We start from the raw sequence: 19600 nt of genomic DNA on the forward strand, positions 1-19600 counted from the left end.
TGTCTCTTGGGTTCAATGCAGTTCGGCCACGGCGCGGGCGATGCGCTTGCAGCCTTCTTCGAGGATCTCGATGGAGGTGGCGATCGACAGGCGAAAGTACGGCGACAGCCCGTAGGCCGTGCCGGCCACCACGGCCACGCCGACGCTGTCGAGCAGGTACATCACGACATCGCTGTCTTGCTCCAGCACCTTGCCATCCGGCGTGCGCTTGCCGATGAGGCCGGCACACCCGATGTAGAGATAGAACGCTCCGTCGGGCGCGCGGCAGCTCAGGCCGGGAATGGCATTGATGCGCGCCAGCGTCGCGTCGCGCCGCTGCTTGTAGATGGCCACGCTCTCGCCGACGAAGCGCTGGTCGCCATCGAGCGCCGCTGCGGCCGCGGCTTGACTGATCGAGCAGCAGTTGCCTGTGGACTGCGACAACAAGGTGTCGAGCGCTTGCACGAGATCGCGCGGCCCGGCCACGTAGCCGATGCGCCAGCCCGTCATCGCGTAGGTCTTCGACACGCCGTTGACGACCAGCGTGCGCTCGCGCAGTTCGGGCGCGGCCTGCAGGAAGTGCGGCGTGCGCTGCCCGTCGAAGCGGATGTGCTCGTAGATGTCGTCGGTCATCACCAGCACCTGCGGGTGGCGCAGCAGCACGTCGGCGAGCGCGCGGTATTCGGGCAGGGTGTAGGCCGCACCGGTGGGGTTGCTGGGCGAGTTGATCAGCAGCCAGCGGGTCCTGGGTGTGATCGCGGCCTCGAGCTGGACCGGCGTCAGCTTGAAGCCGTTTTCCTCCGGGCAGGGCACAGTGACGGGCTTGCCGTCGCAGGCCAGGGTCATGTCCGGGTACGAGACCCAGTAGGGCGCCGGGATGATGACCTCGTCGCCCGGCTCCAGCGTGATCGCGAAAGCGCTGTAGATGGCGCTCTTCGCGCCTGAGGTTGCGACGATCTCGTTCAATGCATAGTGCAGCCCGCTGTCGCGTTCGAGCTTGGCGACGATGGCCTGACGCAACTCGACCGTGCCGGCCATCAGCGTGTAGCGCGTCGCGCCGTTGTCCATCGCGAGCGCGGCCGCCCGGCGGATGTGCGCGGGGGTGTCGAAGTCGGGCTCGCCGACGACAAGGTTCACGATGGACCTGCCTTGCCGGCGCAGCTCGTTGGCGCGGTCGGCGGCGGAGGTGCTCGGCGACGGCTTGATGCGCCGGACACGCTCGGCGATGCGGGAAGTGCTCACGGATTTCCTTGCTGCGGCTGTTCGAGAGCCATAACAGTAGGACCGCGGCGGGGCTATCGCCAAGACGAGTTCGGTCTGCCACTATAGGCAAGTCTTATGGATACCATGCGAGGTCGGCCGAACCCTGGCGCGCGCGATTCTTGCTCGCGGCGCTGCCGACATTCGAGCCCGGTGGCATCGATGAAGGAGACCGTGCGGTGAACCTCAGGCGCCTGAAGTATTTCGTGAAGATCGTCGACATCGGCAGCCTGACGCAGGCGGCCGATGTGCTGCACATCGCGCAGCCAGCGCTGAGCCAGCAGCTCGCCACGCTGGAAGGGGAGGTGCGGCAGCAGCTGTTGCTGCGCACCAAGCGCGGCGTGACGCCGACCGAAGCCGGCAAGGTGCTGTACCGGCATGCGCAACTCATCCTGCGCCAGTGCGAGCAGGCGCGCGTCGACATGGATGCCGCGGGTCGCGGCGTGTCGGGCGCGGTGTCGGTCGGTCTCGCGCCGGGGACGGCGGCGGCCGGGCTCGCGCTGCCGCTGCTGCGCACGGTGCGTGCGCGCCACCCCGGCGTGCTGCTGTACCTGAACGAGACCTACGGTACGACGCTGTCCGAACTGGTGATGAGCGGGCGCATGGACCTCGCGGTGCTGTACGGCGGCAAGACCGCGGTGCACGGGCTGAAGTTCCTGCCGCTGCTGAAGGAGCCGCTCTACCTCGTCGGTCCGCAGAGCATGCCACAGCCGCCGGACGAGGTGCCGCTGCGCACGCTGGGCGACACCGATCTCTACCTGGCGCGGCCCTACAACATCGTGCGCAAGATGGTCGACGAGGCCTTCACCATGGCCGGCATGACGCCGCGCGTGATCGCCGAGATCGAATCGGCCGGCACGCTCACCGCGGTCATCGCCGACGGTCTGGGCGCCACGATCCTGCCGGCGTCGATGGCGCGCGAGGTCGTGGGGTCGTGCGGCGCCTGGCAGTGCCGCATCGTCGAGCCGGTGATCGAGGCGCCGCTGGCCTTGTGCCAGTCCGACCACTTGCCGCTGTCCGAGCCCGGGCAGGCCATCAAGGACATCCTGCTCGAGCTGGTTGCCGCACTGCCCGGCTCGCTGCTGGCGCCGGATGAGACGCAAGGCGGGCTGCCGTCATAAGGGTCCCTTATCTCGGCAGAGACATTCCGTCTTGGCGCTGAGCGCGTTCCACCGATACCTTTGAGGCCACAGGACAGCGCGCGTCTTCGGGACGCGCTGTCGGCCCCGGTGGACGCAGCCCATGGATCAACAGCAGATCAAGACCTTCATCGACGCGATGGCCGCCTCGGACCTGGCCGAGATGGAGTTCGCGCAGGACGGATGGACCTTGCACCTCGTTCGGCATGTGCCTGGCGGCGCAGTGGTGCCGACGGCGAGCGAGCCGCGCGTCGCCACCGCGCCCATGCCACGTGAGAGCGCGGCGACTCCGCCGCTCGTTGCCCCGCTGTACGGCGTCGTGCATCTGTCACCCGCACCCGGGGAGCCGCCGTTCGTGGCCGCTGGTCAACCGGTGAGCGCGGGTCAGACCTTGTGCGTGATCGAAGCGATGAAGGTGTTCAACGAGGTGCGCGCCGAGCAGGCCGGGACGCTCGTCGACGTCCTGGTCGAGTCGGGCCAGGAGGTCGACGCCGATCAGCCCCTGATGCGCTTCGCCTGAGAAGTCGTGAACCGAGCCGCTGCGATGTTCGACACCGTCCTGATCGCCAACCGCGGAGAGATCGCGCTGCGCATCCAGCGCGCCTGCCGCGGGCTCGGCCTGCGCACCGTCGCCGTGTATTCCGAAGCCGATAGCGACGCCGTCCATGTGCGGCAGGCCGACCAGGCCCTGTGCATCGGGCCGGCGGCACCCGGCAAGAGTTATCTCGATCAGGCCGCGATCCTGTTCGCCGCCGAGCTCAGCGGCGCGCAGGCGATCCATCCCGGCTACGGGTTCCTGTCGGAGAACGCCGGCTTCGTCGCCAGCGTCGAGGCCGCGGGCCTGAGCTTCATCGGGCCGAGCGCCGCGTGCATCCGCACGATGGGCGACAAGGTTTCGGCGAAGCGCGCGATGCGCGCCGCCGGCGTACCGTGCGTGCCCGGGCCCGATGGTTCGCTGCCGGACGACCCGACCGCGGTGCAGGCGATCGCACGTGAGATCGGCTATCCGGTCATCGTGAAGGCGGCCGGCGGCGGCGGCGGCCGCGGCATGCGGGTCGTGCACGAGGAGGGCAGCCTGCTGGACGCGCTCGCATTGACGCGCGAAGAGGCGCGCCGCGCCTTCGGCAACCCCGAGGTCTACATCGAGAAGTTCCTGCTGCACCCGCGCCACGTCGAGATCCAGGTGCTGGCCGACAGCCACGGCCACGCGCTGTGGCTCGGCAGCCGCGACTGCTCGATGCAGCGCCGTCATCAAAAGGTGCTGGAGGAGGCGCCGGCGCCGGACATCGCCTTTGAACGGATCGCCGAGGTCGGCGAGCGCTGCGCCCAAGCCTGCCGGCAGATCGGCTACTGCGGCGTGGGAACGTTCGAGTTTCTCTACGAGGATGGCGCGTTCTTCTTCATCGAGATGAACACCCGGCTGCAGGTCGAGCACCCGGTGACCGAGATGACGACCGGCATCGACATCGTCCAGCAGCAGATCCGCGTCGCACGCGGCGAGCGATTGACCTTGGCGCAGGCAGACATCGGCTGCCAAGGCCACGCGCTCGAATGCCGCATCAATGCCGAGAACCCCGAGACCTTCGCGCCGTCGCCCGGCCTGATCACCGGCTGGCTCGTGCCCGGCGGCTTCGGCGTGCGTGTCGACACCCACGCGAGCGCCGGCTATCGCGTGCCGCCGCACTACGACTCGATGATCGCCAAGCTGATCGTGCACGGCGCGACGCGCGACGACGCGCTCGAACGCATGCGCCTGGCGCTGGCCGAAATGCAAGTCGACGGCATCGCAACGAACCTGGCGCTGCATCGGCGCATCGTGCAAGAGCCGAGCTTCGCCGCCGGCGGCGTGGACATCCACCATCTCGAACGCTGGCTGCAAAGCGGGAACGCAGCAACATGAGCATGTGCGAACCAACCATCGGTGCTCTGGGGACGAGCGCGTTGCTGTTCGAGGCGCCGGGCCACGCGATGACGCTGCCGGATCAGCAACGCATCTGGGCGCTCGCACGCGAGGCCGAGGCGTGGCCTGAGGTGCGCGAGGCGGTGCCGGGCATGAACAACCTGATGCTCAGCTTCGTGCGCCCACCGCGCTCGCTCGCCGACCTGCATGCGCGCCTGCTCGATGCGTGGAACGCGGCGCAGCCGCTGCCGCTCGCGGGGCGCGTCATCGAGCTTCCGGTGGTCTACGGTGGTGACGGCGGGCCTCATCTGCCGGACGTCGTCGCGCACACCGGCCTGTCGATCGACGAGATCGTCGAGATCCACAGCACACCGGCGTATCCGGTCTACGCGCTCGGCAGCCATCCCGGCTACTGCTACCTGGGTGGCATGGACGCGCGCATCGCCACGCCGCGCCGCAAGGTGCCGGTGCTCAGCATCCCGGGCGGCGCGGTCTCGATCGGCGGCGCGCAGACCGGCGTGTCGGCGTCCGCCGGCCCGAGCGGCTGGAACACGATCGGGAGCACGGCGATGCGCTTCTTCGATCCGAGCCAAGACCCGCCGGCCTTGCTGCAGCCGGGCGACACGCTGCGCTTTCGCGTGCAGAAGGTGATCCGATGATCGAGATCCTGTCGGCGAGTGCGCTGGCCACCGTGCAGGACCTGGGGCGCCTGGGCGCGCTGCGCTGGGGCGTGGGCACCTCGGGCGCGATGGACCCGCTCGCGCTCGCGGCCGGCAACCTGTTGCTGGGCAACGACTCGGGCGCTGCCGCCATCGAGGTGCCGGTGTTTCCGTTTCAAGTGCGCTTCATCGAAGGCGGCCCGTTCGCGCTCACTGGTGCCGACTGCGCCGCGCGAGTCGACGATGTGCCGCTGCTGCCGTGGTGGACCGGCGTTGCGCGTGCCGGCCAGGTCCTGAGTCTGGGCTTGCCGCGCGCTGGCGCCTGGCGTGCGAGCCGGGCCTACCTGTGCCTGCCTGGCGGCGTCGACGTGCCCTCGGTGCTCGGCTCGCGCAGCACGCAGTTGCGCGGCGACTTCGGCGGCCATGAAGGGCGCACGCTGCGCCGGGGCGATGTGCTGCGGGCGGGCGCCGCGCAGTCAGGTGGGCATGTTGGCGGATTCGGCCTGGTGCCGCCCGCGCTCGCGCTGCCGCTGCAGGTCGACGGCGTGGCGGCGATGCGGGTGCTGCCGGCGGCCGAGTACACGCACTACACCGAAGCCTCGCGCGCCGCGTTCTGGACCGGCGAATGGAAGATCACGTCGCAAAGCGATCGCTACGGCTATCGCCTGGCCGGCACGCCGCTGGAGGCCGGCAACCCTGTCGAGATGCGCTCGCACGGCATCGTCCCCGGCGTGATCCAGGTGCCGGCGGGCGGTCAACCGATCGTGCAGATGCGCGATGCCCAGCCCTCCGGCGGCTACCCGAAGCTCGGCACGGTGATCGAGGCCGACTTGTGGCGACTCGGGCAAGCGCCGATCGGCAGCCGGGTGCGCTTCGTTGAAACCACCTGGGACGAGGCCGTCGCCGCGCTCGACCAGATGCAGGCATGGTTGGCCGATGTGCAGCGGCTCGTCGGCCTGTACCGGCGCCAGCAAGCCAGAGGCTGAACATGCAGATCGATTCCCTTCAGGAACTCTCGGAATCGCTCGACGAAGCCGGCATCGGTCTGCTGGAACTGCGGGGACCCGGTGTGCTGCTGCGGCTGGGTCGCGACGCGGCAGACGCCGCATCGGCCTGCCCGAGCAGCGTGGCGACACCCAACGCATCGCCATCCAAGCCATCGCACCGCGTGACGGTGAACGCGCCGTCCGCCGGGGTGTTCCTGCACGCGCATCCGATGCAATCGATCCCACTCGCGCCCGTCGGCGTGCCGGTGCGGGCGGGTGCACCGATCGGCCTGTTACGCATCGGCGCGCTGCTGTTGCCGGTGTGGGCGCCGCGGGCGGCGGTCGTGACCAGCCTGCGGGTGGCCGATGGCACGCTGGTGGGCTATGGCACGCCGCTCGTTGATCTCGACGCCGATTGACCTCTCACGCGAGGCACACGCATGGACATCGATCTGAACGCCGACCTCGGCGAAGGCTATGGCCCCTGGCGCATGGGCGAGGACGACGCGATGCTGTCGCTGATCTCGTCGGCCAACGTGGCCTGTGGGTTCCACGCCGGTGATTCGCTCATCATGGACCGCACGGCGCGGCTGGCACTGCAGCGGGGCGTCGATGTCGGCGCGCATGTGAGCTTTCCGGATCGACAGGGCTTCGGCCGCCGCGCGATGCAGATCGACACGGCCGAGCTGGCGACGATGGTCACCTACCAGCTCGGCGCGATGGCCGGCATCGCGCGGGCCGCCGGGCACCGCCTGACCCACATGAGCTTTCATGGTGCGCTCGGTAACCTCGCCGCGGCCGACGCGTCGCTGGCCGAACCCTTGCTGCGCGCGATCGCCGCGTTCGACCCGGCGATCATCATCAGCTCCTCCAGCAGTGCGGCGATCGAGGGTGCCGCCGATCGCTGCGGGCTGCGTGTGGCGACCGCCTTCCTGGCCGATCGCGCCTACTCCGACGACGGCCTGCTGGTGCCCCGCAGGCTGGCCAACTCGGTGATCAAGGACGAGGCCGAGGTGCTGGCCCGTGTTCGCCGCTTGCTGCAAGACGGTACGGTCGTCAGCTACAGCGGCCACGTGATCACCATGCCGATGCGGTCCATCCTCGTGCATGGCGACACGCCCGGTTCTCTGGCGCTGGCCCGGGCGATACGGGCCGAGATCGAGGCCGGCGGCGGCCGCATCGTGCCGATCTCGGCGCAGATGGCGGCCAGCGTCGCATGACAACGGGTTGCCACCGACATAAGAGCGTCTTATCTCTCCACAGTGATTCCGTCTTGGCGCGAATCGTCGCCGACCGATAAATTGAACCCATCCCCTCAGGAAGCGACAACATGCCGTTCAGCGACTACCAGACCGCTCTCGTCACCGGGGCCTCGTCGGGCATCGGTGCCGCCGTCGTCGAGCGCCTGCGCGCCGAGGGCTTGCAGGTTCACGCGCTGGCGCGTGGCGCCAAGGCGCTCGGCGAGCTCGCCGAGCGCACCGGCTGCATCCCCCATGCGATCGACGTGACCGACCTCGCCGGCATCACGCGCCTCACCCAGGAAGTCGACTTCGACGTGCTCGTCAACAACGCCGGCGTGGACCGCCCGGGTTCGATCCTGCAGGCCGACGCCGAAGGCATCGACCTGCTGATCGACGTCAACCTGCGCGCGGTGCTGCACCTGTGCCGGCTCGTGGTACCCGGCATGGTGGCGCGCGACCGCGGCCACGTCGTCAACATCAGCTCGATTGCCGGCGCCTACAACTTCAACGGCAATTCGACCTACCACGCGACCAAGGCCGCGGTGAGCATGCTCTCGCGCCAGCTGCGCATCGATGCATTCGGCAAGCGCGTGCGCGTCACCGAGATCTGCCCGGGACGCGTCGCGACCGACATCTTTGCCCACGTGCATGGCGACTCGAAAGAGATCCGCGAGAAGTTCATCGACGGCTTCGAACTGCCGCAGGCCGCCGACATTGCCAACGCGATCGCGTTCGCGATCGCTGCACCGATCGCGGTGAACATCGGCCACATGGAGATCACGCCGACGATGCAGGTGCCGGGCGGACTCTCGACCACGCGGCCCGAGTCGGCCCGCGGCTGACGCACCCCGCGACAGCCGCACCCGAGCGCACCCAGTGAAAGGCTTCGACCTCCTCGCCATCCTGCTGAACCCCGAGTTCGGCCGGATGCTGGTGCACGGTCTGGAGCTGACCCTGGTGATCGCCGTCTGTTCGTGGCTGCTGGCGATGACGCTGGCGCTGCTGCTGCTGACCCTGCGCCTCACGCCGAGCAAGCTGGTGCAGCGGTCGGTGGCCGCCTACGTGTCGTACCACCGCAATGTGCCGACGCTGGTGCAGCTGATGCTGTGGTACTTCGGCATCTCGAGCCTGCTGCCCGACAACCTGCAGGCTTGGCTGTCGGAGCACAGTGCCGAGGCGCTGTTCTCGATCATCGCGCTCGGCCTGTGCCAGGCCGCGTACTTCAGCGAAGACCTGCGATCCGGCCTGCGCTCGATTCCCGACGGCCAGGCCGAGGCGGCACGTGCGCTCGGCCATGGCTTTGTCGGTTCGATGCGCCATGTGCTGATGCCGCAGGCGATTCGCAACGCGATTCCGGCCCTGGTCAACCACAGCGTTTCGCTGTTCAAGAACAGCAGTCTGGCGATGGCCATCGGCGTGGTCGAACTCACGCACGCGGTCAAGGAGATCGAGAGCCAGACCTTCCGCGCGTTCGAGTCCTATCTGGTCGCCACGGTGCTGTACCTGGCGATCTCGCTGCTCATCATGGCGGGCGGCGCGTGGCTCGGCCGACGCTACAGCGTTGCGGGTGCGAAGTAGCCATGGCATTCGTCCTCGACCTCTTCGGCATCCTGCGCGACAACTGGCTGCTGCTGCTGGTCGGTTCGTACCCCAACGGCCCGCTCGGCGGCATCGCCTGCACGCTGATCCTGTCGGTGCTGGGCATTGCGCTCGCGTTCCCGCTGAGTGTGCTGCTGGCCCTGGCGCGCTTGTCGACCAGTCGCCTCCTGAACTGGCCGGCCACCGCGCTGGTGTACGTCGTGCGTGGCGTGCCGCTGCTGATGGTGATCCTGTGGGTCTACTTTCTGGTGCCGCTGCTGATCGGGCGCAATGTGTCGGGCTTCACGACGATGCTGTGCACGCTCGTGATCTACGAAGGCGCCTACCTGAGCGAAGTTGTGCGCGCCGGCATCCTGGCGCTGCCCAGGGGGCAGATGGAGGCCGCGCGCGCGCTCGGCCACAGCTACCTGGGCGCGATGGGGTCGGTGATCCTGCCGCAGGCGCTCTACAACATGCTGCCCAGCATGCTCAGCCAGTTCGTCTCGACGATCAAGGAGACCACGCTCGGCTACGTGATCAACGTCCAGGAGCTGACGTTCGCGGCGAACCAGATCAACAACCAGTTGCTGACCAAGCCGTTCCACGTCTTCCTGATCCTGGCCGTCAGCTATTTCGTCGTGTGCTGGAGCCTGACGCAATGGGCGCAGTGGCTGGAGCGGCGCATCACGAAGAAGCGGCGCGGCCAGGTCGCGCAGAAGCCAATCGCCAAGGCGCGCGCGGCGGCGCTGCAGGCGCAGATCGACCACTGACCCGTCACCTGGAGCCGACGACATGATCACGTTCTCGAACGTCAACAAGTGGTACGGCGACTACCGGGCCCTCTCCGACATCAATGCGGAGGTCAGGAAGGGCGAGGTGGTCGTGGTGTGCGGGCCGTCGGGTTCGGGCAAGTCCACGCTGATCCGCACGGTCAACCGGCTCGAGGAGATCAAGTCCGGCCAGCTGCTGTTCGACGGCCACGACATCCAGGCGCGGATGAGCAGCAAGGAGCTCAACCAGCTGCGCAGCCGCATCGGCTTCGTGTTCCAGAGCTTCAACCTGTTCCCGCACTTGTCGGTGCTCGGGAACATCATGCTGTCGCCGATGAAGGTGCGCGGCGTGAAGCGAGCCGATGCAAAGGGCAGGGCGATGCAGCTGCTCGAACGCGTCGGCCTCGCGGCAAAGGCCGAGTCGTATCCCGCTCAGCTTTCGGGCGGCCAGCAGCAACGCGTGGCCATCGCGCGCGCATTGGCGATGGACCCGCCGGCAATGCTGTTCGACGAACCCACCAGCGCGCTCGACCCCGAGATGGTTGGCGAGGTGCTCGCCGTGATGCGAAGCCTCGCGAAGGACGGCATGACCATGATGTGCGTGACCCACGAGATGAACTTCGCGCGCGAGGTGGCCGACCAGGTCTGGTTCATGGACGCTGGTTGCATTCTCGAGATCGCCGCGCCCGACACCTTCTTCCGCAGCCCGCAGCACCCGCGCGCGCAGCGCTTTCTGTCCGATCTGCGCTCGCACTGATCCTTGCTTCTTCATCAACCCCTGGAGTTCGACATGTCCCGAAAGATCACTCTCGTTGCGCTGGGCCTTTGCGGCCTGGCTGCTGCTGCGCATGCCGATCAATGGCAGGACATCCAGCAGCGCAAGGAGTTGAAGTGCGGCACGTTCGCCGACGTGCCGCCGTTTGCCGCGCCCGATCCGAAGACCCGCGAGATGGTCGGCTTCGACGTCGACCTGTGCAATGCGCTGGCCAAGCATCTGGGGGTGGTCGCGAAGATCACGCCGTTGTCGGTCGAAGCGCGTGTGCCCGAGGTGAAGATGGGTCGCGTCGATGTCACGGTGGCCAATCTCGCGTACACGCTCAGCCGTGGCGAGCAGATCCAGTTCAGCGACCCGTACTACGTCGCTAAGGAGATGCTGGCGGTCAAGGCCTCGGACCCAGGCACGAGCAAGGCCGACTTCAAGGGCAAGCGCATCAGCTCGACGAAGGGCTCGACCTCCGAACAGTCGATCAAGCTCAATAACTCGGAGCCGGTGACGTTCCAGGACACCGGCTCGGCCTACATGGCGGTGCAGCAGAACAAGTCGGTCGGCATGGTGGCGAACACGATGACCATCATCAAGCTCGTGAACCAGTCCAAGACCGGCGGTGTCGAGTTGAAGATGATCAAGGAACCGATGGCCCTCGAGCCCGTGGGCGTCGGCATGAAGAAGGACGAACCCGCGCTGCTCGCGAAGGTCAACGAGGCGCTGGCGACGATGGAGAAGGCCGGCGAGATCGATCAGCTCTGGGCCAAGTGGCTCGGCCCGAACACCGAATACAAGATGGTCCGCGAGGAAAAGGTCATGCCGCTCAGCAGCCTGAAGTTCGTGCCGCTCCAGTGACCTGAACCGCCGCGGCGTCTCGCGCCGCACCCGGTTCGTCCATCACCCGATCCCCCTTTTTTAGGCGCCGATCTTTGGGCGCGGGGATGAACTCGTCCGTTCCAAACACAACCCAGGAAAACAGAATGAAAAAGCGTCTCCTCGCCGCGGCCGCGGCATGCACTCTGTGCGCCGCAACCGCCCACGCCCAATCCTCCGTCACCGTCTTCGGCACGCTCGACCTCGGCGCTGGCCATGTCAAGAACGGCGCCGGCTCGTACTACCTGTTGAAGGACAACGGTGCCAGCACCAGCAAGATCGCTCTCAAGGGCACCGAAGACCTGGGCGACGGTCTTTCGGCGATCTTCTGGCTCGAGGGCCAAGTGGATCCGGATGTCGGGACGCAAGGCGGCAGCAATGGCACGACGACGGCGATGTGGAACCGCCGCTCCACGGTCGGCATGGCCGGCAAGTTCGGCGAGTTTCGCCTCGGCCGCGACTATGTGCCCGCGTTCGGCATCATGGCCGACTTCGACCCCGCCAACACCAACGGCTCTGGCAATGCCCTGAACCTGTGGACCTACCTCGGTAGCGGTGCGGTGACCGAGGTGCGGGCCAACAACGCGGTGAGTTACTTCCTGCCGAGCAACCTCGCCGGTTTCTCGGGGCAGGTCATGGTCGCACCCGGCGAAGGGCTGGCGGGACAGAAATACGCCGGTGCGCGTGTCAGCTATGCCATAGGTGCCGCGAAGTTGTCCGCCGCGTTTGGTCAGACGGACACGGCGAATGCCGATACGCCCAAGTTCAAGACCACGAGCATCGGCGGCTCGTACAACTTCGGGGTCGCCACGCTGGAGGGATTTGCGAACCGCAACGCCTACGACGTGAAGAAGGCCGTCACGGTCCTGGTCGGCGTCATCGTTCCGGTGGGAACGAGCGAGATTCGCGCGTCGTATCAAAGGCTGAATGCATCTGGGGGCGGCACCGACGCCAACGACGCCAGTCAGGTCTATCTGGGCTACTGGTACTACCTGTCCAAGCGCACGTCCGTGTACGCCAATGTCGCCCATCTGAGGAACAAGGGGGCAGCCAACTACGTCATCTCGGGAGGGCCGGCGATTGGAGCGTTGACGGGCTTTTCCAACACGGGCTACGAGTTCGGATTGCGGCACTTTTTCTGAATCCAGCGCAACAGAAGCTGAAATTGATCCTCCAGCCCGCGCCACCACGGCAGGCCGAACAACGGCTTCGGCTTGGTTGGCAGGGCCTTGGCGCGCGCCCTGATACGAGCCCGCCTCGCCTGGCGATTACCAGTCTCTCAAACTCGGTCCGGGTGGACACCAACAACCTATTGAACCTTCACAGCTAGGCCGCTCTCGCGGCAACGCTCCGCCGCTGCGTAGGCGAGTACCCGAGACAGTCGTCCTGCCAACGTTGTCGCTCGGGCTCTTCACGCCGTGACCGTCAACCGATGGTCAGCTCGCCAGCGCTTTCATTTCGGCGTAGAGGTCGGCCTTGCCCTCGAAGCCGATGCCGGGCAACTCGGGCAAGGTGACGTAGCCGTTGTCGACCTTCACGCCGTCTGGGAAGCCGCCGTAGGGCTGGAACAGGTCCGGGTACGACTCGTTGCCCCCGAGGCCCAGGCCTGCCGCGATGGCCAGAGACATCTGATGCCCGCCATGCGGCACGCAGCGTGACGGCGACCATCCATTGGCCTTCAGCATCTCGAGCGTGCGCAGATACTCGACGAGGCCGTAGCTCAGCGCACAGTCGAACTGCAGCCAGTCGCTGTCGGGCCGCATCCCGCCGTAGCGGATGAGGTTGCGCGCGTCCTGCATCGAGAACAGGTTCTCGCCGGTGGCCATCGGTCCGGCGTAGTGCTGGGCCAGTTCGGCCTGCAAGGCATAGTCGAGCGGATCGCCGGCTTCTTCGTACCAGAACAGGTCGTACTGCGACAGCGCCTTCGCATACTCGACGGCAGTCTTGAGATCGAAGCGGCCATTGGCGTCGACGGCCAGCTTCCGCCCCGGGCCGAGCAGGCGCAGCACGGCTTCGATGCGCTTGCAGTCTTCCGCCAAGGACGCGCCGCCGATCTTCTTCTTCACCACCGAGTAACCGCGGTCGAGGTAGCTGCGCATCTCGCGTTCCAGGCCTTCGAGGCCCTGGCCCGGCCAGTAGTAGCCGCCGGCGGCATAGACGAACACCTTGCGGTTGGCCCGGCCGTCGCCATAGCGTTCGGCCAGCAGCTGGAACAGCGGCTTGCCTTCGATCTTCGCCACCGCGTCCCACACCGCCATGTCGATCGTGCCCACCGCGACCGAACGCTCGCCATGGCCACCGGGTTTCTCGTTGGTCATCATCAACGCCCACACCTTGTGCGGATCGATGTTGTCGCGCTCGGCATCGAGCAGGCTCGCCGGATCGGCTTCGAGCAGGCGCGGCAGAAACCGTTCGCGCATCAGTGCGCCCTGGCCGTAGCGGCCATTGGAATTGAAGCCGTAGCCGATCACCGGCTTGCCGTCGCGGATCACGTCGGTGACCACGGCAACCAGGCTCAGCGTCATCTTCGAGAAGTCGATGTACGCGTTGCGGATGTTGGACTTGATAGGCTTGGTCTGCTCGCGGATGTCGATGATCTTCATGGTGTGATCCTCGGTTGTTCAGCGCGGCAGCGATGCGCCGCCGCAAATCTGGATGTCCTGGCCGGTGATGGCTGCCGCTGCCGGAGTCAGCAGAAAACTCACGAGCGCAGCGATCTCGTCCGGGCGAATGAGTCGGCCGATGGGCGGCAGCACGGGCGCTGCGGCCTGTCGTTCCGGGTCTTGGGTCATCGCCGTCTGCGTCGCCGCGGGCGACACGACGTTGACGGTGACCCCTTGCGCCACGACTTCGGCGGCCCAGCTTCGCGCGAGGCCTGCCAGCGCGGCTTTGGTCGCCGCGTATTGGCTGCGGCCGGCCTTGCCTTGGGCGACGCGGCTGCCCAGCAGAATGACGCGGCCGTGGCCGGCAGCCGCCATCGCAGGCAGCAGTTGATTGGCGATGCGCTGGGCGGCGTCGACGTGCAGGCGCCACATCAGCTCGCCGTCGGGGGCGTTCAGGCGCCCGAGGGTTCCGAGGCGCAACACGCCGGCGGCATGCACGAAGGCTTGTGCGCCCGCCAAGCGCTGCGCCGCCGCCTCGGTAGCAGGGCCGTCCGTCAGGTCGACCTGCACCGAACGGAACTGCGGGTGGTCGATCGTCGGCGGCGAGACGTCGAGCCCGCTGACCTGCCAGTCGTCGCCCAGCAAGGCGTGTGCGATGGCACGGCCGATCCCGGAACTGCTGCCGGTCACGACGGCATGGCGTTCACTCGGCACGGATCTTCCCCTCGGTGATGATGCGCTGCGACATCGCCATGTCGTCTTTCTGGAAGCGCACGAAGTCATCGATCGAGCCGGGCGTCAGCAGCAATCCTTGCGGCTCGAGCTTCTCGCGCATGTCGGAGCCCAGCGCCTTGTTGACCTCGGCGTTAAGCCGGCTTGCGATCTCCTTGGGAAGACTGGCCGGGCCCCAGAGCCCGTACCAGCTGTAGAACTCGTACCCAGGCACCGTTTCGGCAACGGTCGGCATGTCGGGCTGGCCCGGCACCCGGTTCTTCGAGGTGATGGCCAGCACCTTCAACTGGCCTGCTTTCGCGAACGATGAAGAACCCAGGATCGGGTCGATGAACGCATCGATGCTGCCGCCGACCAGATCCTGGTAGGCCGGCGCGGAACCTTTGTAGGGCACGATGAGGTACTCCATCTTGCCGACGCGACGCAGCAGTTCCGTGCTCAGGTGGCCGGCCGAGCCCGTCGAGCCGATCGCAAATGTCAGCTTGCCGGGATTGGCGCGGGCGTAAGCCAGCAGCCCCTTGACGTCATTGAACGGCAGGTTCTTGTTGACGGCGATCGCCAGCGGCGCCTTGGCCACCAGTGCCACTGGCGCGAAGTCCTTGATGACGTCATAGACCGCTACCTTCTGCGTCATCGGCGTCGTCGTGAAGGTCGAGGCGCTGAACAGCAACGTGTAGCCATCGCCCGGCGCATGAGCGACTGCGCTGGCGCCGATGGTCCCGGCCCCACCCGGGCGGTTGTCCACGATCACCGTCTGGCCAAGCTGTTGGCCCAGCTTCTGCGCCAGCAGTCGTCCGACCACATCGAGCGTCCCGCCCGGCGGAAACGGGATGATCATCGTGATGGGTTTGGCCGGCCAGGCTTGAGCCATGGCGCCGGTGCCCAAACCCATGGCGAGCAGCGCTGCCGCGGCACGACAAACGAATTGCTTGCGGTTCATGGAGTCTCCAGTGCTCTTGATTTGTTTTTCTCGACCGCTCAGCGCTTGAGCAGACCGGCCTGGGCCACTGCTGCGCGCAGCGCCGCCATCTCGGCATCGTTCGGTGCCTCGGTGGGCGGGCGCACGGTCGGCGAATCCAGCACACCGGCCAGGTACATGCCCATCTTCATGCGTGCATGCGCTTCACCGGTGGGCTCGCCGCCGCCGTAGACAGCGTCCTTCAGCGGCGTGATCACCGCCTGCACCGCCATGGCCCGCTTCAGGTCGCCGGCTTTCACGGCTTCCCACAGGTCGTTGATGAGGCTCGGGATGAAGGTCGCGAAGCCGACCAGTGCGCCGTCGACGCCTTGCACCATGGAGGCCAGCAGGTACTCGTCGTGGCAGGTGAGGATGACCTTGCTCGCATCGGCCTTGCGGATGGCGGCGATGTCGGCGGCGTACTTGTTCATGTCCCGCTGGCCCACCTTGAAGGCGGCGACAGAGGGCAGGCGCGCTAGATCTGCCAGCGTCGACGATGAATATGACGCACGCGTCCATGCGGGATAGACGTGCGCCACGAGGTCGAGTCCCGCGGAGGCGATGGCTTCGAAGTACTGCGTCACGTGGTCGGGACGAAAGCCGAAGCGCAGCCAGTGGTGCGGCGGCATCACGTCCAGGCCCTTGGCGCCGGCTTCACGCGCCATCGCGGCCTGCTCGGTCGCGTCGCGCGTGCCTTCGCAGACGATGGACGAAATCACCGGCAGGCGGCCCTTGAGTTCATCGGCCACGATGCGCGTCACCTCGGCGCGCTCGCGCGGCAGCAGCGAGAACACTTCACCGGTGTGGCCGTTGGTCATCACCGCCACGACGCCGGGCTGCGTCGCCAGCCACGAGGCGTGCTTGCGCAGCGCGGGCTCGTCGATCCGGTGGTCGCTGGTGAAGGGGCAGGCGATCGCGGGGATGATGCCGCGGTAGTTCTGGATCGTGCGCATGGGCTGTGTCTCCGGTCTGTTGAACAATCCGGATGAATCTTGCGCGGCGCCGCTGTCTTTGACCAATGCCGCTTGGGCCTTCTTCCATGCTCTGGGAGCACGACTCTTGAATCTGATCTGGCTCGATGATTTCCTGACCCTGGCGGCGAGCGGCAGCTTCTCACGTGCGGCGCAGGAGCGGCACATGACCCAGCCGGCTTTCAGTCGCCGCGTGCGGGCACTGGAGGAGTGGCTCGGCGTGGTGCTCTTCGACAGAAGCACCCAGCCCGCCACGCTCACCGAGGCCGGTGAGTGGTTTCGTGCCGTCGCGCAGGAACTGCTCACGCGCGTGGCCGGCATCCCCGATCAGGCGCGTGCAGTGGCTGACGCGAGCTCGGCCACCTTGCGCATCGCGTCCACGCACGCGCTCTCGTTCAGCTTCTTGCCGAATTGGCTGCGCGGCCTGGAGTCGCGCCTCGCGGAAGGACCGGGCCCGGTGCAGCTCATTTCCGACGTCATGCAGCAATGCGAAGCGCTGATGCAGCAGGGCCGCGTACAGTTTCTGCTGTGCCACGGCCACGAGCAGGTCCCCAACAGGCTGGACCCGGCTTTGCACCGCTGGGCTGTCGTTGGGCACGACGCGCTCTTGCCGGTGTCGGCGCCCGATGCGTCAGGTCGCCCACGCCATGCCCTCGACAACGCCGGAGGTAAGGCTGTGCCGATGCTCGAATACAGCGCCGAGTCCGGCATCGGCCGCCTCGTGCGCGCCTTGCGCGGCAACGCGCTCGCCAGCGCTCATGCGCAATCCGCCATGACGGCGCACCTGGCCACCGTGCTCAAGACCATGGTGCTCGATGGCCGTGGTGTCGCCTGGCTTCCCCGGAGTTTGATCGCTGAAGAACTGGCCGCCGCGCGACTGGTGGCCGCGGGAGGTAAGCAATGGGCGATTAATGTCGAGATCCGTTTGTACCGCCCTCGGTCGACCCTGCCGCGCGCGGCCGAGCGATTCTGGGCGGTGGTCGATGATCATCGAAATGGGTGAGCGTGCACTGGCTCTGGGTATGCCCAGCTCGCGCACGTTGCATCACCGATGTTCGAAGGACCGCTTAGCGACGCTGGGCGATGCGCTAGACCGCGAGGGTCTTTCACCGACAGCCACCCGACGTTGCGCGCGCGGACACGCTGCATGAACCGCCTCCTCCCGTGCAGGATGAATCGGCGGCGCAAGCTTGGCTTGGCTCGCTCGTGGAGAGACTGCGCGCCGATCTGCAGGCGCGATGGGCCGAGCAAATGGCCGAGCCTGGGCGGAACGCCATGCCGAGGCCCAGAGGCAGCGCCAGCGCCTAGCCGAGCTTCGCGGGCTGGCCGCGCCGAACGCGGATCAGCAACTCGAAGCCGTCCGCCTCATCATGCGACTGGAACCGGGAAGCGATGTGCTTGCCGCGCTCACAGGGTTCAATGGCGATCACTCCGATCATCCGCTCGGCCTGTTCCTGGAAGGCACCGCGCGGCTTGGAAAAGGAGAGCGCGAAGGCCTGGCCTTGTTGGATCGCGCGATGGCGCTGGACCCCGAGGCCACTAAACCGGCATGCGAGCGTGTCTATGCGTTCTTGCGCGAACACAAAGATCTGGACTCGGCCGAGGCTTACGCCGAGCGCTGGCGTCGTCGCGACGAGCTGGAGACCAAACGCTCGCGGCAGCTGCAGGTGATCGACGCCAGGCATGCGCTGGCACCACATGGACTGGACGCAGCCACGATCGGCGCGGTGAAATCTCGGCTCGCGGGAGAGGCGCTTGCCCACATCGACGCTGTTTACCTAGCCCGGCGCGTGATCCCCGCTGATCCGAGTGCGGTGCAGCTCGTGATGGGCCTGCACCTGTCCTGGTGGGGCCGGCGGCGCGGAAAGCAGCGTGCCGTCGTAAAGCGGCTCGCCGCGATGGAATGGCCCGTCCCGCTGGTTTTTGTGGCGTTGGATGGCCAATATGCGCCGATGAAGAAGCAGTTCCGTTCGTTGACGGATGCGAAGCTGGTTTGACGCGAGCCCGGTGCTCACTGCATTGGCAAAGCCGCGGCCGGGCGAGTGAACGGCCGAGTCAGACTGATTGCAGCCGGTCGGCCCTGATCGCTGAATGTCAGCAGCTCTTCAAAGCTGACTTCGGCGGCGTTCGCTGCGAAAGGCAGGTCCACTTCGTAAGACGACGGTCGACGTTGCGGTCGGCCGAACGTCCGCTTGCTAGAGCAGGGGACCGACGCTGTCGACCCGTTGTTGTCGTTGGCTCCAGCGTGGCGATCGTCCTCTCTGCGGCGAATCGCGACAGGCCTGCCTGGCTCAGCGGAAGATCATCGATGCGAGGCCCGTGGCCTGAGACAGCAAGCGGAAACGGCTTGCCATCGAGTCGTCCTGCGTCGCGGTCATTGCGTCGGGCGTGGTGCCGAACAGCATCCGAGCGTCGCGGATCAGGTGAGCCTGGTCGTAGTAGCCGGCATCGATGGCCACCTCGGACCAGGCGAGGCCCTGCGCCTGCCTTGACTGAAGCGCCTGCTGCAGCCGCATCACGCGCGAAAACGCCTTCGGACTGGTGCCTATCGCATGTCGAAAACGTCGCTCGAGCGTGCGCTCGCTGAAGCCGCAATCGCGTGCGAAGTCACGCATCGCGCGCGGTCCGGCGCTCGCACGCGCCATGTCACGCGCGACGTGCTCGACCAGGGGGTCGGCTTTGGCACGCAACAGAGTCAACAGATAAGCCTCTACGCGCCGAATGCGCGCCAACGCGGTCGGCAACTCGACCAGCGCGCATTCCAGATCCTCGATCGCGCGCTGCCCGAAAACATCGCGGCATTCGATGCGCTGCAGCGCGGCGTCTTCGAGCGAGCTGGGCATGAAGCACGCCAAGCCGGCTGGCCTGAAGCGTACCGTGATACCCGCCACATCGCCGTCGCACGACACCTGCACTGGGCGCATCTGAAAGCCACAAACGGCACTCCGCGTGGTGAACAGCCGCTCGCCGTCGGTGGCTCGCAACGCGGCGCCGTAGACGAAGACCATCGTCGGGCAACCGTCGGGCAGCAGCGTCAGCGATTGCGGCATGCCGACACGCGCTGAGCGCGGGATCTCGTAGTCCCACAAGTCGGTGACGTACGCTGCTAGCGCGGGCGAAGGTTTGAATGCCTCCATCCGCATGGCGAGCGCTGGTCCATCGGCAATGCCTTGCATTGGCTGAAT

Annotated in this window: 21 protein-coding genes; 15 read left to right on the forward strand and 6 right to left on the reverse strand. The window is 66.9% G+C overall.

Features of this window, described 5'->3' with window-relative positions:
• Positions 1 to 12: 12 nt before the first annotated feature.
• Positions 13 to 1221 carry an aspartate transaminase gene (locus AC1DTW_RS09990; protein ID WP_477980907.1) on the reverse strand — a complete coding sequence of 403 codons (1209 nt, stop codon included), beginning with the start codon at positions 1219 to 1221 and terminating at the stop codon, positions 13 to 15.
• A 197-nt stretch (positions 1222 to 1418) separates the two neighbouring features.
• Between AC1DTW_RS09990 and nac the strand changes: the two genes are divergently transcribed.
• The 13 genes from nac to AC1DTW_RS10055 all read left to right on the forward strand — a co-directional run bounded on the left by nac (position 1419) and on the right by AC1DTW_RS10055 (position 12293).
• Positions 1419 to 2360 carry a nitrogen assimilation transcriptional regulator NAC gene (nac, locus tag AC1DTW_RS09995; RefSeq protein ID WP_477980908.1) on the forward strand — a complete coding sequence of 314 codons (942 nt, stop codon included), beginning with the start codon at positions 1419 to 1421 and terminating at the stop codon, positions 2358 to 2360.
• A gap of 121 nt (positions 2361 to 2481) precedes the next feature.
• A complete protein-coding gene (locus AC1DTW_RS10000; protein ID WP_477980909.1) occupies positions 2482 to 2898 on the forward strand; it encodes an acetyl-CoA carboxylase biotin carboxyl carrier protein in 417 nt (138 codons plus the stop codon).
• 24 nt (positions 2899 to 2922) lie between these two features.
• Positions 2923 to 4278, forward strand: coding sequence for an acetyl-CoA carboxylase biotin carboxylase subunit (accC, locus tag AC1DTW_RS10005; RefSeq protein WP_477980910.1), 1356 nt, complete (start codon positions 2923 to 2925; stop codon positions 4276 to 4278).
• 2 nt (positions 4279 to 4280) lie between these two features.
• Positions 4281 to 4937, forward strand: coding sequence for a 5-oxoprolinase subunit PxpB (gene pxpB / locus AC1DTW_RS10010; protein WP_477980911.1), 657 nt, complete (start codon positions 4281 to 4283; stop codon positions 4935 to 4937).
• Positions 4934 to 5923 carry a 5-oxoprolinase subunit C family protein gene (locus tag AC1DTW_RS10015; RefSeq protein ID WP_477980912.1) on the forward strand — a complete coding sequence of 330 codons (990 nt, stop codon included), beginning with the start codon at positions 4934 to 4936 and terminating at the stop codon, positions 5921 to 5923. Before pxpB ends, AC1DTW_RS10015 begins: the two co-directional genes overlap by 4 nt.
• Before the next feature lie 2 nt (positions 5924 to 5925).
• Positions 5926 to 6342 carry an acetyl-CoA carboxylase biotin carboxyl carrier protein gene (locus AC1DTW_RS10020; RefSeq protein WP_477980913.1) on the forward strand — a complete coding sequence of 139 codons (417 nt, stop codon included), beginning with the start codon at positions 5926 to 5928 and terminating at the stop codon, positions 6340 to 6342.
• Between the two features lie 21 nt (positions 6343 to 6363).
• Positions 6364 to 7143 (forward strand): LamB/YcsF family protein, encoded by a 780-nt coding sequence (locus AC1DTW_RS10025; protein WP_477980914.1) that lies wholly within the window; start codon positions 6364 to 6366, stop codon positions 7141 to 7143.
• A 110-nt stretch (positions 7144 to 7253) separates the two neighbouring features.
• A complete protein-coding gene (locus AC1DTW_RS10030) occupies positions 7254 to 8006 on the forward strand; it encodes an SDR family oxidoreductase (protein WP_477980915.1) in 753 nt (250 codons plus the stop codon).
• Positions 8007 to 8040: 34 nt separating this feature from the next.
• A complete protein-coding gene (locus AC1DTW_RS10035; protein WP_477980916.1) occupies positions 8041 to 8742 on the forward strand; it encodes an amino acid ABC transporter permease in 702 nt (233 codons plus the stop codon).
• Between the two features lie 2 nt (positions 8743 to 8744).
• Positions 8745 to 9512, forward strand: a complete 768-nt coding sequence (locus AC1DTW_RS10040) for an amino acid ABC transporter permease (RefSeq protein ID WP_477980917.1) — start codon at positions 8745 to 8747, stop codon at positions 9510 to 9512.
• 22 nt (positions 9513 to 9534) lie between these two features.
• The gene (locus AC1DTW_RS10045) at positions 9535 to 10269 is read left to right on the forward strand and encodes an amino acid ABC transporter ATP-binding protein (protein ID WP_477980918.1); all 735 of its coding nucleotides are present in this window, start codon (positions 9535 to 9537) and stop codon (positions 10267 to 10269) included.
• Positions 10270 to 10302: 33 nt separating this feature from the next.
• Positions 10303 to 11133 (forward strand): ABC transporter substrate-binding protein, encoded by an 831-nt coding sequence (locus AC1DTW_RS10050; RefSeq protein ID WP_477980919.1) that lies wholly within the window; start codon positions 10303 to 10305, stop codon positions 11131 to 11133.
• A 125-nt stretch (positions 11134 to 11258) separates the two neighbouring features.
• Positions 11259 to 12293 (forward strand): porin, encoded by a 1035-nt coding sequence (locus tag AC1DTW_RS10055; RefSeq protein ID WP_477980920.1) that lies wholly within the window; start codon positions 11259 to 11261, stop codon positions 12291 to 12293.
• Positions 12294 to 12587: 294 nt separating this feature from the next.
• Here AC1DTW_RS10055 and AC1DTW_RS10060 read toward each other — a convergent pair whose 3' ends face one another.
• Genes AC1DTW_RS10060 through AC1DTW_RS10075 form a run of 4 tightly spaced genes read right to left on the reverse strand, consistent with a single transcriptional unit; the run spans position 12588 to position 16397 of the window.
• Positions 12588 to 13754, reverse strand: coding sequence for a mandelate racemase/muconate lactonizing enzyme family protein (locus tag AC1DTW_RS10060; protein WP_477980921.1), 1167 nt, complete (start codon positions 13752 to 13754; stop codon positions 12588 to 12590).
• 18 nt (positions 13755 to 13772) lie between these two features.
• Positions 13773 to 14468 carry an SDR family NAD(P)-dependent oxidoreductase gene (locus AC1DTW_RS10065; protein WP_477980922.1) on the reverse strand — a complete coding sequence of 232 codons (696 nt, stop codon included), beginning with the start codon at positions 14466 to 14468 and terminating at the stop codon, positions 13773 to 13775.
• On the reverse strand, positions 14458 to 15426 hold the full coding sequence (locus AC1DTW_RS10070) for a Bug family tripartite tricarboxylate transporter substrate binding protein (RefSeq protein WP_477980924.1): 969 nt from the start codon (positions 15424 to 15426) through the stop codon (positions 14458 to 14460). The genes AC1DTW_RS10065 and AC1DTW_RS10070 overlap by 11 nt, the downstream gene beginning before the upstream one ends.
• 38 nt (positions 15427 to 15464) lie before the next feature.
• A complete protein-coding gene (locus AC1DTW_RS10075; protein WP_477980926.1) occupies positions 15465 to 16397 on the reverse strand; it encodes a dihydrodipicolinate synthase family protein in 933 nt (310 codons plus the stop codon).
• Positions 16398 to 16503: 106 nt separating this feature from the next.
• Here AC1DTW_RS10075 and AC1DTW_RS10080 point away from each other — a divergent pair, with 106 nt between their 5' ends.
• Together AC1DTW_RS10080 and AC1DTW_RS10085 are read left to right on the forward strand one after the other, a co-directional pair.
• Positions 16504 to 17418: a LysR family transcriptional regulator gene (locus tag AC1DTW_RS10080; protein ID WP_477980927.1), complete on the forward strand. Its 915-nt coding sequence runs from the start codon at positions 16504 to 16506 to the stop codon at positions 17416 to 17418.
• Positions 17419 to 17653: 235 nt separating this feature from the next.
• Positions 17654 to 18412, forward strand: a complete 759-nt coding sequence (locus tag AC1DTW_RS10085) for a hypothetical protein (RefSeq protein WP_477980928.1) — start codon at positions 17654 to 17656, stop codon at positions 18410 to 18412.
• A gap of 294 nt (positions 18413 to 18706) precedes the next feature.
• Here the strand turns inward: AC1DTW_RS10085 and AC1DTW_RS10090 are convergent, their stop codons facing one another.
• Positions 18707 to 19591: a helix-turn-helix domain-containing protein gene (locus AC1DTW_RS10090; RefSeq protein WP_477980929.1), complete on the reverse strand. Its 885-nt coding sequence runs from the start codon at positions 19589 to 19591 to the stop codon at positions 18707 to 18709.
• Between the last annotated feature and the right edge of the window lie 9 nt (positions 19592 to 19600).

This window comes from Rhizobacter sp. P5_A1 (assembly GCF_056400745.1).

What these genes read in the sequence shown, in the direction of transcription:
- AC1DTW_RS10000 (WP_477980909.1), top strand. Translation starts at nt 2,482, where the DNA reads ATGGATCAACAGCAGATCAAGACCTTCATCGACGCGATGGCCGCCTCG.
- accC (WP_477980910.1), top strand. Translation starts at nt 2,923, where the DNA reads ATGTTCGACACCGTCCTGATCGCCAACCGCGGAGAGATCGCGCTGCGC.
- pxpB (WP_477980911.1), top strand. Translation starts at nt 4,281, where the DNA reads ATGTGCGAACCAACCATCGGTGCTCTGGGGACGAGCGCGTTGCTGTTC.
- AC1DTW_RS10015 (WP_477980912.1), top strand. Translation starts at nt 4,934, where the DNA reads ATGATCGAGATCCTGTCGGCGAGTGCGCTGGCCACCGTGCAGGACCTG.
- AC1DTW_RS10020 (WP_477980913.1), top strand. Translation starts at nt 5,926, where the DNA reads ATGCAGATCGATTCCCTTCAGGAACTCTCGGAATCGCTCGACGAAGCC.
- AC1DTW_RS10025 (WP_477980914.1), top strand. Translation starts at nt 6,364, where the DNA reads ATGGACATCGATCTGAACGCCGACCTCGGCGAAGGCTATGGCCCCTGG.
- AC1DTW_RS10030 (WP_477980915.1), top strand. Translation starts at nt 7,254, where the DNA reads ATGCCGTTCAGCGACTACCAGACCGCTCTCGTCACCGGGGCCTCGTCG.
- AC1DTW_RS10040 (WP_477980917.1), top strand. Translation starts at nt 8,745, where the DNA reads ATGGCATTCGTCCTCGACCTCTTCGGCATCCTGCGCGACAACTGGCTG.
- AC1DTW_RS10045 (WP_477980918.1), top strand. Translation starts at nt 9,535, where the DNA reads ATGATCACGTTCTCGAACGTCAACAAGTGGTACGGCGACTACCGGGCC.
- AC1DTW_RS10050 (WP_477980919.1), top strand. Translation starts at nt 10,303, where the DNA reads ATGTCCCGAAAGATCACTCTCGTTGCGCTGGGCCTTTGCGGCCTGGCT.
- AC1DTW_RS10055 (WP_477980920.1), top strand. Translation starts at nt 11,259, where the DNA reads ATGAAAAAGCGTCTCCTCGCCGCGGCCGCGGCATGCACTCTGTGCGCC.
- AC1DTW_RS10060 (WP_477980921.1), bottom strand. Translation starts at nt 13,754, where the DNA reads ATGAAGATCATCGACATCCGCGAGCAGACCAAGCCTATCAAGTCCAAC.
- AC1DTW_RS10070 (WP_477980924.1), bottom strand. Translation starts at nt 15,426, where the DNA reads ATGAACCGCAAGCAATTCGTTTGTCGTGCCGCGGCAGCGCTGCTCGCC.
- AC1DTW_RS10075 (WP_477980926.1), bottom strand. Translation starts at nt 16,397, where the DNA reads ATGCGCACGATCCAGAACTACCGCGGCATCATCCCCGCGATCGCCTGC.
- AC1DTW_RS10085 (WP_477980928.1), top strand. Translation starts at nt 17,654, where the DNA reads ATGGGCCGAGCAAATGGCCGAGCCTGGGCGGAACGCCATGCCGAGGCC.
- AC1DTW_RS10090 (WP_477980929.1), bottom strand. Translation starts at nt 19,591, where the DNA reads ATGCAAGGCATTGCCGATGGACCAGCGCTCGCCATGCGGATGGAGGCA.